General features: G+C 44.9%; 11 protein-coding genes. 9 read left to right on the top strand and 2 right to left on the bottom strand.

All coding sequences use genetic code 11. From position 1 onward, the window contains the following. The first annotated feature begins 93 nt into the window (after positions 1-93). From cshA to BLS16_RS18060, 7 genes are all read left to right on the top strand, one after another. Positions 94-1599, top strand: coding sequence for a degradosome RNA helicase CshA (cshA, locus tag BLS16_RS18090; RefSeq protein ID WP_092335062.1), 1506 nt, complete (start codon positions 94-96; stop codon positions 1597-1599). A gap of 131 nt (positions 1600-1730) precedes the next feature. Next, positions 1731-1946 (top strand): M domain protein, encoded by a 216-nt coding sequence (locus tag BLS16_RS18085; protein WP_092335061.1) that lies wholly within the window; start codon positions 1731-1733, stop codon positions 1944-1946. Between the two features lie 185 nt (positions 1947-2131). Further along, on the top strand, positions 2132-3817 hold the full coding sequence (locus BLS16_RS18080) for a S41 family peptidase (protein WP_092335060.1): 1686 nt from the start codon (positions 2132-2134) through the stop codon (positions 3815-3817). 30 nt (positions 3818-3847) lie between these two features. Next, entirely contained in the window at positions 3848-4198 is a 351-nt protein-coding gene (locus BLS16_RS18075) for a hypothetical protein (protein ID WP_092335059.1), read from the top strand. Positions 4199-4481: 283 nt separating this feature from the next. Further along, positions 4482-5687 carry an efflux RND transporter periplasmic adaptor subunit gene (locus BLS16_RS18070; RefSeq protein WP_092335058.1) on the top strand — a complete coding sequence of 402 codons (1206 nt, stop codon included), beginning with the start codon at positions 4482-4484 and terminating at the stop codon, positions 5685-5687. After that, positions 5684-8821: an efflux RND transporter permease subunit gene (locus BLS16_RS18065; RefSeq protein ID WP_092335057.1), complete on the top strand. Its 3138-nt coding sequence runs from the start codon at positions 5684-5686 to the stop codon at positions 8819-8821. The genes BLS16_RS18070 and BLS16_RS18065 overlap by 4 nt, the downstream gene beginning before the upstream one ends. Positions 8822-8826: 5 nt before the next feature. Continuing rightward, positions 8827-9411: a TetR/AcrR family transcriptional regulator gene (locus BLS16_RS18060; protein WP_092335056.1), complete on the top strand. Its 585-nt coding sequence runs from the start codon at positions 8827-8829 to the stop codon at positions 9409-9411. Between the two features lie 108 nt (positions 9412-9519). Here the strand turns inward: BLS16_RS18060 and BLS16_RS18055 are convergent, their stop codons facing one another. Then, complete coding sequence (locus tag BLS16_RS18055; protein ID WP_092335055.1) at positions 9520-9915, bottom strand: hypothetical protein; 396 nt, start codon at positions 9913-9915, stop codon at positions 9520-9522. 268 nt (positions 9916-10183) lie between these two features. On the opposite strand from BLS16_RS18055, the gene BLS16_RS18050 reads away from it, so the two are divergent. Continuing rightward, complete coding sequence (locus BLS16_RS18050; protein ID WP_242876355.1) at positions 10184-11143, top strand: cell wall hydrolase; 960 nt, start codon at positions 10184-10186, stop codon at positions 11141-11143. Between the two features lie 94 nt (positions 11144-11237). Here the strand turns inward: BLS16_RS18050 and BLS16_RS18045 are convergent, their stop codons facing one another. Beyond that, positions 11238-12173, bottom strand: a complete 936-nt coding sequence (locus tag BLS16_RS18045) for a metallophosphoesterase (RefSeq protein ID WP_092335053.1) — start codon at positions 12171-12173, stop codon at positions 11238-11240. Between the two features lie 84 nt (positions 12174-12257). Between BLS16_RS18045 and BLS16_RS18040 the strand changes: the two genes are divergently transcribed. Further along, positions 12258-13175: a hypothetical protein gene (locus tag BLS16_RS18040; RefSeq protein ID WP_092335052.1), complete on the top strand. Its 918-nt coding sequence runs from the start codon at positions 12258-12260 to the stop codon at positions 13173-13175. Positions 13176-13634 lie beyond the last annotated feature (459 nt).

The following is a 13634-nucleotide window of genomic DNA, read 5'->3' as shown; positions in this document are numbered from 1 at the left end:
AGAGATAATTTCTTTATAGGTAGATTCGCAGTTATAGATAAGGACGCATTTGGAAAACTTAAAGATATAAAGTAATAAAGGAGAATGAAAGTATTGGCGACATTTACAGACTTAAACCTAAGTGAATTAGTATTACGATCGATTATCAACATGGGGTTTGAAGAAACGACACCCATTCAAGAACAGACTATCCCTTTAGCAATGGAAGGGAATGATCTGATCGGACAGGCTCAAACCGGTACGGGTAAAACAGCAGCCTATGGAATCCCTTTGGTGGAGAGGATTATGGGACAATCCGAGAATATTCAAGGTATTGTTCTGGCACCTACTCGTGAGTTAGCAGTTCAAGTTGCCGAGGAATTGAACAAGATTGGACAGTTTAAGCGGATTCATGCCTTGCCTATTTACGGCGGACAGGGAATCGACTGGCAAATCCGAGCTCTCAAGAAGAGACCTCATATTATCGTAGCTACCCCGGGACGTTTGATGGATCATATGAGAAGAAAGACCATTCGCCTTCATGAAATTAAGATAGTTGTCCTGGATGAAGCAGATGAGATGTTAAATATGGGCTTCTTAGAGGATATTGAAACGATTCTCAAGGAAATACCGGAAGAACGTCAAACCTTGCTTTTCTCGGCCACAATGCCGCGCCAGATTCAAAATATCGCGCAGCGCTTTATGAAGGAACCTCAGTTAATCAGCATTAAGGCCACTGGAGTTACAGTTTCAGATATCGAGCAGCATTATGTTGAAGTTACCGAACGCTTAAAGTTCGATGTTTTATCTCGTATCTTAGACATTCAATCCCCGGATTTATCCATTGTCTTCGCCAGAACCAAGCGCCGGGTTGATGAGCTTTCCGAAGCACTCAGCAAACGTGGCTATTCGGCAGAAGGAATTCACGGTGACTTGACTCAAAGTAAGCGTGACAGCGTCTTAAGACAGTTTAAAGATGGCACTATCGAAGTATTGGTGGCTACGGATGTGGCAGCCCGGGGTCTAGATATCAGCGGTGTGACTCACGTCTTCAACTTCGATATCCCTCAGGATCCGGAAAGTTATGTCCACCGAGTTGGCCGAACCGGTCGGGCGGGAAAATCGGGCTTAGCCATCACCTTAGTCACTCCCCGTGAGATAGGTATGCTGCGCTTGATAGAATCAGTGATTAAGCGGAGAATCGTCCGCAAACCTATTCCTACCATCATTGAAGCAGTACAAGGTCAACAGCGTTTAACCATGAATGAGATTTTACGAGTCATCTCTGAAGAAGATATCGAAAAATACAAATCCGTGGCTGAAGAATTGCTCGTCGAAAATGATTCCGTCACACTTTTGTCAGCAGCTCTCAAAATTATGACCAAAGAACCGGATAATGTTGAAGTAAAGCTGACTGAAGCGGCTCCTGCCCGAAGAAGAGGCATGGGAAGCGGAAGCGGCCGAAGCATGGGGAATATGGGCAATGCCAGACCACCTCAAGGGAACTACCCACGAGATAACTATGGACAAAAGGTGGATACCTGGTCGAGAAGAAAAAGTAACGATTTCCGCAGTCCTGCGGCACCTCAAAGAGGTAGAGACCCTAAAAGAAACGGATAATAATAATACGAGTTTATTAAAGGAAAAGGTTGCAAAACCTTTTCCTTTAATTTAGGGGTTTTAAAATGTAGAATGTGTCTTGATGGAAGCGGACAGGCAATGGTATAATTTTGAAGAGAGGTGGTGAAGTAATGGAGAATGAGATCAAAGAGATGTTTGGACTTATCCTCAATAAGTTGAATCATCTGGAATCGCGACAAGACGAGATTTATTTAGTCGTAAAGGCTATAGAACATAATAATCAAGTCCATCGAGCTGAAATAGATAATCTTAAGCATTCGGTAGCCAATGTGGAAGGCACATTAAGCACTATCGGTGAGGTAATTACAAAACGGAAGGCGATCTAATGAAACATAATAAGCAAATAAGCATGTAACGATGCTCTCTTTAGTAGATATAACTAGAGAGGGCATTTTTGTTTTGTTCATTGGAAGAAGTTTTACCAAGGCGAAGGTAAATTCATTTAGGTGTCGAATCTATACGCATAAAGCCCTTATAAAAAGGTACTCTGGAGAGGAGATTATTTTAAACTATGCCAGTTATATTTATTCGAAAAAAATTAAAGAAAAAATTGCTGCAAAAAGCAGCCAGCCAGATTGTTTTAAACTTAATGCTCATCATCTTACTAGTGCTGAGCAATTCAACGACGGTTTTGGCTTCAAGTAACGGAGTTCTCACGGAAGTCCGTGCACTTCTAAAAAATCAGTATGTCGATCGGGTTTCTGAGGATGTCTTAAATGCTCCGACAGTGGAGGAAACGCTGGAAAGGTTGGGAGACCCTCATACGAAGTATTTTACTGATGAAGAATATGAAGAGTTTATCGATAGTATTAACATGAGTTTTTCGGGGATAGGGATTCACATTGAAATGATCCCTGAAGGTGTTCGGATTCTGGGCGTTATTTCAGGCTCACCTGCAGAGGAAGTCGGGCTAAAACCGGGGGATGTGATTATTAGGGCCGCCGGGGAATCCTTAGTTGGGCTTAGCTCAGAAGAGGCTGCAAGCATACTCAGAGGGCCTGAAGGAAGTTCAGTACAGCTTAGGGTAAAGCAGGAGACAGAGACCCGGGATTTGAAGGTTATGCGCAGAGAGATTTCTGAGCCCACAGTGACCGGCGAAGTACTGGATGGACATATTGGTTACCTGGATCTAAATTCTTTTGGGAGTAATACGTCTGAAGAATTTGAGGTGGCAGCAAAAGAGTTAAAAGATCAAAATGTCGATAGCTGGATTGTAGATGTGCGAGATAACGGAGGGGGATTTATGGGTTCGGCAATGGAGCTGGCGGGTTACTTTATCGGCTCGGATGTTGCTGTACGGGTGAAAGATCGGGACGGTGTACTTCATCCTATTGAGGCTGAAGATCCGGGCTGGAGAGTAGAGGGACGGATTATTTTCTTGATCAATGAAAACAGTGCCAGCGCCTCAGAGGTTTTAAGTGCAGCGGTCAAGGATCATGAGAAAGCAACGCTTGTAGGGACTACCAGCTATGGCAAGGGAACGGTTCAAGGCTCCTTTCCCCTCAAAAGTGGTGGCGTACTTAAGATGACCATTGATCATTTCTATTCTCCTCTGGGTCGCGAGATTGATCAAGTCGGAGTAAGTCCCAATGTAGTTATAGAGCATTCAGATCCACTCAAAGCTGCAGAATTAATGCTAACTGACTCCAATGAAGCGCTTAAAATGGCCAGAACCGACGATTACTGGGAAGCTTGGGGAGAATTGTCGGGAGTTGCGGCCAACAATCCACAAGAAACCCAATCGTCTATGAATTTTATCCACTACTTTTCTAACTATCGTCAAGTTGCAGAATTAACGGGGATTTCCTTAGATAAAAAATTCACAGTGAATTTTTCCGGAGATATCGATTGGCAGACAGTAACTAGCTCAAGCATTGAGCTGATCAACAGCCGCACAGGGGAGAGAACGCCAACAACACTTGTACCCCTTGGAACTTCCGGTCTGCAGGTGGTTCCTCAGGTTGAGTTAATTCCGGATACCACCTACTGGCTGGTTATTCATCCTGACATTCTTGGAGTTTCAGGCCAAACTCTGCATGAGGGGGGCTTGGCCATTGCCAAGACAGTTCAGAGGGGTGCAGACATCAGTGGAACCTCCAGGATCCAGTCCTTACAAACCAACAAGCGGGTAACAGAAATGAATAAACTAAGCCCGTCTGATCTGGACTATGGTACAGCAATTAAAGATTTACCGTAACTTGATATGAAACCGAGTGGGAGTGGGTCTATGATTTATGAAGTATGTGCTCTTGTGGCGACCATCATTTTGGGGGTAATCGGAATTGAAGTGATGCTTTGGGTACGTTCCCTGCGCAAGCTGACGGATGAAGCAAAGCAGACAGTGCAGGATATTAATGCCCATTTGCCCTATCTGCTGGCGGATATTCAGTCAGTCACCGCTGTGGTAAAACAAACCAGCGAACAAGTTGGCGGAACAATCAATGAAGTAGCCGTAGGCCTAGAGACTATGAGAAAGAACCCTTTGAATTTTATTGTTACTTTTTTAGAGCGGTTCAAGCAATTGACAGCCCTATGGCACGACATTCGCAAACGGAACAGGGAATCATCAGACAACTGAAGGCTGTGAGACAAAGAAGACAAAACTATGAAGACTATAATGAATTTTTTTAAAATAAAGCATATGCAGCCATATCTAAATAATGTTGAGCCCAGGTCTAATGAATCCAATAGTTACACTATATTGATTTTATCTTATTTATCTGGGAAGTAATCCTATGCTCTTAAGGGATTATTTCCTGGATAGCTTGATTTTCAAAGCTATTCAAGGTATAACTAATTAAGTGACCGAACAGTCGGTTCTGAAGATTGAGAATTTATGGGCAAAGTGGAGGAGATAGGCGTTGAAGAAAATTAGGAACATGGGAAAGGTTCGGATCTTACTCGTAGCGCTGATGACGTTTGGAGTGTTGACCGGGTGCAGCGGAAATAAACCCGTTGCCGTCGTCGAAGAAAAATACATACCGGTAGAGGTGGAAATGGCCGGCCACAAGACGCTTATCAATACTGCGATATTGAGTGGGAAAATATCATCTGAGACAGATGTATCAGTGGTTCCCAAGATGGCAGGTAAGGTTGAGTCAGTGAATGTCAAAGTAGGGGACACAGTTCAGGCAGGGGATGTCTTGTTTACTCTGGAAACCACAGATCTGAATACAGCTTATCAATTAGCTGAGGCCCGCTACCAAAATAGCAAAGAACAGTGGGTAAGTGCAAAGTCCTCTCTGGCAAGAACTCAAGCCATAGCCGCAGAAAAAATTGCCGACGCGAAAAAGACCCTGGCTAATACTAAAGCTCTTTATGATGCAGGTGCAGCTTCAAAATCTCAACTGGATCAAGCAGAGTTAGGTCTTCAAGAATTAGAATCCTCTTATGCAGGCCAGATTGAACAATTAACCGTGCAGGCCTCAGACAGCAGCCTTAATCTAGTGGAAGTTCAGCTTACTCAAGCCCGGGAATCCTTAGACAATGCAGTTGTTACTGCCCCTGTCGCCGGTGTTGTCGCTCAGGTTAATGTCCAAGTAGGAAATATGGCCAGCAGTGCTCAACCGGGAGTCAGCCTGACCAATGCCAGTAGTGTCTATACCACAGTTAGTGTCACCGAGAACTTAGTCAATCGCCTGAAAATGAATGACGAAGTCAAGGTTACGGTTCCCTCAGTGTCGGAGGAAAGCTTTGTTGGAAGAATTGAAAATGTCAGCCCAGCTGCTGACCCCAAAACCCAGCTCTATCCCATTAAAATACTAATTGAGAATCTGGACGGTTTAATTAAGCCGGGTATGTTTGCCAAAGTAGAACTGACCACCGATGAAAAGCCGGATGTTATGGCCATCAAAAGTGAGGCAGTTGTTCTGAAAAACGAAAAGACCATTGTCTATGTGGTTGTCGATGATAAAGCCACTGCCAAAGAAATTGTCACCGGCCTGGATACGGGGGTGGACATTGAGATCCTTAAAGGGTTAAATCAGGGCGACAAGGTAATTGTTAAAGGACAGACCTTAGTTGATGAAGGCCATAAGGTGAAAATTGTGGGAGGGGAAGAGTCTTGAAGCTAGCAGAAGTTTCAGTTAAACGCCCTGTCTCAATCATCATGGTGATGCTCATCATCATTCTCCTAGGCGGTATTTCCCTGACTCGCCTTCCCATTGATCTTTTGCCCAACATAGAAATTCCGGTTTCCATCGTTGTGACAAATTATTCCGGGGTCGGCCCGCAGGAGATCGAGAAACTGATTACTAATCCCTTAGAAGGGGCGGTTTCTACCGTTGAAAATATTGATACGGTGACTTCGACAACCTCTGAGGGTAGTTCAATCGTAATAGCCCAGTTCAAAAATGGAACAGATATGGACTTTGCAACCCTGCAAATGCGGGAGAAGGTTGACCAGATTAAGAGTCGTTTACCGGATGATGCAGGGGCACCAATGGTCATGAAGCTGGATTTGGATTCCATGCCGGTGGTGGTTCTGACCATCAGCGGACATGATGCAGACTTAGCTAAACTTCAGTCTATTGCCGAGGATAAGCTCAAGCCTCAGCTGGAACGGGTCTCCGGAGCCGCCTCGGTTTCAGTTGTCGGCGGCTTTGAAGATCAGGTTGAAATTAAAACCCATCTGGAAAAAATGAATGGCTACGGCTTAACCATCAGTTCCTTAGCCCAATTGATTGGTGCCGAAAATCTTAATTCTCCCGGTGGTCAGGTAGATAAGGGAACCCAAAAACTAACCATTCGGACCACCGGAGAGTTTAAGTCTTTAGAGGAAATCAAAAATGTTTTAATTCCCCTTCCCAGTGGCGGACAGATTAAACTAAAAGATATTGCCGATGTAGGGATTGTACATAAAGATGTCAATGCAATTACTAAGGCAAATTCCGAAAAAAGTGTCAGCATCTCTGTGCAAAAACAATCCGGAACCAATACTGTTAAAGTAGCCGATGAGGTCAATGCCACTGTCGAAGCATTCGCTAAAGAATACCCAGATCTTAAGGTCGATGTTGTTATGGATCAATCCATTGACATTAAGCAATCCGTTAAAACCGTGGAAAACGAAGCAATCTTGGGTGGGGTCTTAGCGATTGTCGTGGTTTTTCTCTTCTTTCATAACATCCGAACAACCTTTATCACTGCTACAGCGATTCCCATCGCCATGATGGCCACCTTTGCAGTTCTCTATTTTGCCGGGATCACTATCAATATGATGACTCTTGGCGGATTGACCCTGGCAATGGGCCGGTTGGTGGATGATAATATCGTAGCTTTAGAAAACATCCATCGCCATCGTCAGGAAGGATATTCTAAATACGAAGCTGCGGTCAAAGGGGTATCAGAAGTAGGAATGGCTGTCTTCGCTTCTACCTTGACAACCGTTGCAGTATTTCTTCCCATCGTGTTTGTAGAGGGCGTGGTATCCACAATTTTCCGAGAGTTAGCCATGACCTTTGCCATATCTCTGATGGCCTCCCTGCTGGTTTCCTTGACTCTAGTTCCTACCCTTTCTGCTAAGCTTATGAAATCCGGAGAGATTCCCGAGGGACGTAAGGGAATTAGAGGGCTGATTGATGGAATGAGTCGTGGCTTCGATGCAGGTTTTGCCCGCATTGAAGGGGTTTATAAGAAATTTTTACACTATGCCTTACACCATCGAAAAACAGTGATGATAACTGCTACTTTGATCTTTGGTCTATCCGCTGCCTCCGCTCTCAGCTTAGGTGCAGAATTTATGCCTGAGTCAGACATCGGTCAATTGACAGTTAACCTGACCTTGCCGGATGGCGCTAAACTTGAAGATACTGAAGATACCATGAATAAGATCGAAGAAAAGCTGGCAGGCATATCTGAAATTGAAACAGTCTTTACCCAAATAGGAACTAACGGTGGTTTTTCCTTAGGGGGGGATACAGCCAATACCGGCTCACTTAGTGTTCAGCTGGTGGATCTAGACACAAGGTCCCGGAGTGTCGGTGAGGTTGGAGACGAGATACGTTCTTTAACTAAAGACATTCCCGGAGCTGAGATTAAAGTAACAGTAACGGATAATATGCAAATGGGTGGTTCAACAACTCCCATTGACATTGCGATTAAAGGAGAAGAGCTTGAGGATCTAAAGAAAATTGGTACGGACATCCAAGGGATTATTTCCTCAGTTGATGGAACCCGGGAAGTCAAAACAAGCATGACGGACGGAGTTCCGGAGGTCGTCGTTAAAGTTAACCGTCCCAACGCCGCCCAATTTGGTTTATCGGCTGCTCAGATTTCCCAAGCGGTAAAAGGGACTATTTCCGGAACCACTGCAACTACCTATCGTTATGAAGGAACTGAAATTGATGTGGTGCTGACGGGGGACGAGACCTTTAAGACAAGTCTGGAAAACTTAGGTCAGACGCCGATTTCCACCCTCTCCGGAACAACTGTCCCTCTGAGCCAGGTGGCGGAAGTTGAGATCGGACGGGGACCTGTTAAGATCGAGAGAACAGGACAGACTCGTGTCGTCCATATTACCAGTCAAATTGTTGATCGGGATTTAAGGAGTATAACCACCGATATCGAAACAAAGCTCAAAGATTATCAGATGCCGGATGGGTACACGTATGAAGTCTTAGGTGAGAATAAGGAGCTTATGGAATCCTTCGCCGATTTGGGACTGGCCTTAATCCTGGCAATTCTGCTGGTTTACATGATTTTGGCAGCTCAGTTCGAATCCTTACTCCATCCCTTTACGATTATCCTATCCTTGCCAATGGGATTCTCCGGCGGAATGCTGGGATTATTCATTACCCGAACAACCTTAAGCGTTCCCTCGTTTATCGGTTTGATTCTCTTGGTAGGTATTGCGGTTAGTAATGCCATTGTCTTGGTAGACTATATTATTAAACGTCGAGAGCGGGGGGAAGAACGGGAAGAGGCCATCGAAAACGCCGGGCCTATTCGTTTAAGGCCGATTCTGATGACGACTCTAGCAACCATCCTGGGACTTATCCCAATGGCCCTGGGTATCGGCGAAGGTTCGGAAACCATGGCTCCCATGGGTATCGTGGTAATCTTCGGACTGACCCTTTCCACCTTATCAACCCTACTTCTCGTACCCGTTATCTATACGATTTTTGAAGATATTCGGGACTCCAGAAAGAATAAGAAGGAAAAGAAAAAGCAAAAGTCTGCGCCTCAGCTAACACATTCTGTGTAAAGGAGATGGTACCCACGGCGTCGAGAGAAGAAAAACAGACAGAGATCCTTAAAGCTGCAATCCGTGTGTTTTCTAAGCACGGCTTCGACGGCGCAAAGATGGAGTATATCGCCAAAGAGGCGGGGATTGGCAAAGGTACAGTTTACGAGTACTTTGAAAGTAAAGATCGCTTATTTGAAGAAATACTCAAATTCAGTGTGGATCAATTTAGAATCGGTTTAAAAGAAAGTATGGATCAGGATGAAACCATCGAGGAAAAAATTCTCAACTGCTCACACTTTCTCGCCCAGTTTCTAAACCATCATATGGAATTCGTCCATATTGCCATGCAGGTTAAAATCCTTTCTGAGGAAATCCGAGCCCATCACATGGCAGCTCAGTCAATTATCATCGAGTTTTACAAAGGGATGGTCAAAGAGGCCAAGGCCAAAGGACAATTGCGGGCTGATCTCGATGACGAATTAGCTACCTGTTGTATTATGGGTACTCTGGAACAATTCTGCATGCAAAGGATTTTTATAAATCCACGACCCTTAGAGGACAAAGATCATCAGGCAATGGTCGACGTGATATTAACCGGACTTAGATAAAAGAAAGCTCCGCCGATTTTCGGCGGAGCTTTCTTGGGTGTTAGGGGGACGGTCCTTTTAACACGCTTTCTCTCTGAAAAATCTCCTAAATAATCCTCTGATGAATCTCTATGAATTTGGAGAAGTTAACTGAGGTAAGGAGGATACAGCAGGATTCTCACTAGAGGGATTGGCAAGTGATCTATAAAATGCATGATTTAGACAGCTCTTCTCTAGAGTTGTGGATAAAGCTCTGGCCCCGGTGGGAATAAAGTAAGATGCGTCTTTTAACCCTAACATTAGACGATAGCGTTTGTTGAGAATTCCATATTGGGTTTCAGCGAGCAGAAGCTCGAGTACGGCAATTTCTACATATTCTGGAGCCGCATAGTCCAAGCGGTTCCAGGCGTGCACCATTTTTTCTCTAGTTTCTTCGATTTCCGCAAGCAGGCGTTCCTCCTCGCTGAGCGGGGGATCTTCAGGGGGAGATAACGACAATAACAGGTTTTTGATAAAAGCCTTCAAGTTGTCAACCTCACCTCACTTACAATAATCGACAAAACAAAAGATGAGACTAATCTATCTTTGCTCAGTCATAATAGTATATGTATGCCATAGTAGCATATGACAAATAAGGAAAAAGCATTCTGCCACTATTAAGCATTTAAGCAGGTAGTTATAAAACCCACCTTAATTGGGAAAGACTAGAAATAGTCTATAACAAGAGGTGATTTTTATTTTATTACCACACCGACGATGTCGGAAGTCTTTGGCGATTTTCCTATGTGGGATAATGTGTTTGTGTTTATGGCAGGCCAATATCTATCCTGCTCTAGGACTCGGGAGCAAAATCGTTAACATTGATAATAACGGGATCTATGCAAATTCGTCAACTACCATGAAGATAGCAGTTCAGCGTGGTGAAACTCTTTGGCATTTAGCAGAAAGGTATCAAACGTCGGTTGATGAACTCGTAAAATTTAACCGGATAAAAAGTCCTGATCAAATTCGGGAGGGACAGACCTTATGGGTTCCCAACCCAATCATTCAGAAAAAAACTGAGGATCTCCAGCCCAGGGATGTTAAGGAGTATACAAAGGAAGTCGTAGCAGTTTCAACTACCCCGGTAATCTCTGACGAGAAAGTAAAAGAAGTTGCCGAAGACACGCCGTGGTGGGTTAATATCTTACGAAGTATCCCAGTGTTAGCAACAGTTTATAAACAAGAGTCCAGCGTTGCTGATTCAAGCCAACTGTCTTCCGAACAACCGAAATCAGATATTCAGACCTACGAGATAATTGTATCTCAAGGCACAAAGAAAGTTGACAAACAGGTTAGCCCGCTCCCTGATCCTAAAGACAACAGTCAAATTCACTCCCGTGGTTTGGGACGTCTGGTCTCCAAAGAAGAAGTAGAGCTATTGAGTCGGGTCATCTACGGAGAAGCTCGCGGAGAAGATTTCTTAGGGCAAGTGGCTGTCGGAGCGGTTGTACTTAATCGACTCAAGGATCCACGTTTTCCTAAAACAATCAAAGGAATTGTCTACCAATCCGGAGCTTTTACAGCGGTTGACGATCGGCAAATTCATTTAGATCCCGATGATCAAGCCTACAAAGCAGCCGAAGCCGCTCTATCTGGCCTGGACCCGACAAACGGGGCAATCTTTTACTACAACCCACAAACGGCTACCGACAAATGGATTAAGAGTCGCACTGTCATCAAACGCATCGGCAACCATACCTTTAGTATTTAGAAGGACTTGTATGAGCCATTGTTCTGTCATACAAGCAGAAGAGGTCCCACAACCAAAAAGTTGTGGGACCTCTTTTTGTTTTACTTTTGCTGACTTAACGCGTCTCATGCTTAGGCTGCTCATTCCCACGATGCAAGGTGAAGAAAGCGATTTCAGGAGGCACATTGAAACGCAGAGGAATCATACTTTCGCCAATGCCCGTATTGATATATAAGGGTACTCCGTTAATGACATGATATCCCTCATAAAACCCTAGGTCTCCCAGGTAGGTATTAGTGATTAGAGGGCCAAATCCCGGCAGACGGATTTGACCGCCATGGGTATGGCCTGTAAGTAGAAGATCTGCTCCATGTTTTGCCACATCGTCCAGGCAATCTGAAGAATGAGCCAGGGCTAAGCGGAAGGGGGAGTTGGTTAGAGTTGACTGGGCAGATAGCACCTTTTGGTAGGCTAAATCTACTTCATCATGAGCAGTTGCCGGGTCATCAATTCCAATAACCCAAAGATTAAGTTGTTTGAGAAAAGCGGCATCATTCAGCAATGGAATCCAGCCCAGGGTTTCAAACTCCTGGAGATAACGTTTCAAAAGAGTCCGAGATAAATGGCTATAATCGTTGTTACCCATAACCACATAATTTCCGAAAGGAGCAGTCAGCCCACTGAGATAGGGTGCTAATTTATCCAAATCCGTCCTGGTTGAAATAATATCCCCTGTTATTACCAGGAGGTCAGGCTTTTGAGTCATCACACTTTGCCGGATATTTTCCGGAGAAATCCGTAAGCTTTCAAGGTGCAAATCGCTCAGCTGGCAAATAGTTTTTCCCTCTAGAGCCAAGGGCAGATTTGGGTAAGAGAGATCCCATTTTTGAAGCTTTAAAGAGAGCGTATCAAATTCTGCCCAGCCGAGAACCCCAGCTCCCGCAACAGGGACAGAACTAAGCAGCCAGTGGTTTGCAATAAAACCGCCAATTTTTTGGAAGAAACTGCGGCGAGATATTGTTTTGGCAAGAGGTGTTGATTTCTTAGCCATTAAATTCTCCTTTCAGAACCCTTCAATACTCACTATCATATCATGAGATAAAAGCACATTGAAGTGAATAAAGGAGGGAGCATAATGAGGTTCGTTGGGGATAAGCCTAATAATCCTTATGAGCCCATCGGACAGCAGGGGTTCCCTAGTCAATTACCCAATGGTCAATTTGGCTCGGGATACTCTCCGGGTGCGATACGCAATACACTAGGTTCAGGACTCAAAGCCAGTGGTGTGTTTCAAAAGGATGGGCAAATCCAAAACTTAAGAGGCGGTTTTATAGGAGCTAAGCAGCCACCCGGACAAGGAAAACAGTGGCAAGGGCCGATCCAGGGACAACAAGGTGGTTATAATCCAAACATGGGTTACATGCCGGAACAAGGTTACAATCAAGGTATACCCTATAATCCAGGTCAAGCGAGGCAGCTTATTTTGCAAGCAGCCCAGGCAGGGATAAACGGTAATGGCGTGGCAACGATATCACCTGATAATACTTTTCTTCTTATAGCCAATCTGCCCGTGCCCCAAACCTATCTGGGTTTTGGCCAACCGGGGGTATATGCAGCATATTTAGTCGACGAAAAGGGGAAGAGCGGATTTTTGGTGGGAACCTTACGTCAGGTTGGCACCGGAGTTTATCGTGCTCATTTTCAAAGCCCTGTCCCCCTTCATCACTACGACCGGGTGGTAGTCTCTGCAGAAAATCCTGCCCACCTGGCGCAAGCCCCCAATGGTCCTTTAATCCTAAAAGTTAAAGACCCTATGGGTATTATGACATTTCTCCGCCCGGTGAAGTCAACGGCTACATCAATTTGGGGTAAGATTACAGGTTTGTTCAGCAATAAGGAAAAACCTCCAATTAATCCGGAAGTGGCTCCTATATATCCCGAAGCGCCTCCCATGAGTCCGGAGCTAATGCAATCCTTGAATCAGATGGGAGTCAATCCTGAAGCCGATGTCCCCTCGCTGCCGCCAACAAACCCACCCATGGGCGGTTCATAGTCAGGTTAAAAGAGCGGAGGGCTGAAATCTCAGCTAGAAGGTAAGTGTATAAATAGATTAGAAATATAAATGTTTAAATATTTAGGCTGTAACAAAACTCGTTCTGAGGTTTGTTACAGCCTTTGCTCTGGGGCGGAGCTCTTCTTAGCTGTGTTAACCCGTGCGAAGACGGTGCTGCAAGAAGGTTTGATCCGTGCGAAGACAGTGTCTTCGTCGATCCGCACGCGTCTGCGAGTTCCGCCGCTGCCCTAAAAAAGCCCCAAAACATACTTAAGAATAATAGACCCAAAAGACAGGGCGGCTTCGATCCACAGGAGTGAACCCATTGCATGGAGAGGCGATAAAGCCCACAAGCTGACCTGGGGAAGCGCAGCCACGGGTTCACCTCAGGTACTACCCAGAGGTTTGGCGAAGCTCCCAGGTCAGCGAGTGGGCGAGCCTTGGAGTGCTGGGTGAACG

The organism is Desulfosporosinus hippei DSM 8344 (assembly GCF_900100785.1).
In the GTDB taxonomy this organism is placed as follows: Bacteria; Bacillota; Desulfitobacteriia; order Desulfitobacteriales; family Desulfitobacteriaceae; genus Desulfosporosinus; species Desulfosporosinus hippei.
Note: the sequence above shows the minus strand (reverse complement) of the source record. Positions and strands in the feature narration are given on the sequence as shown.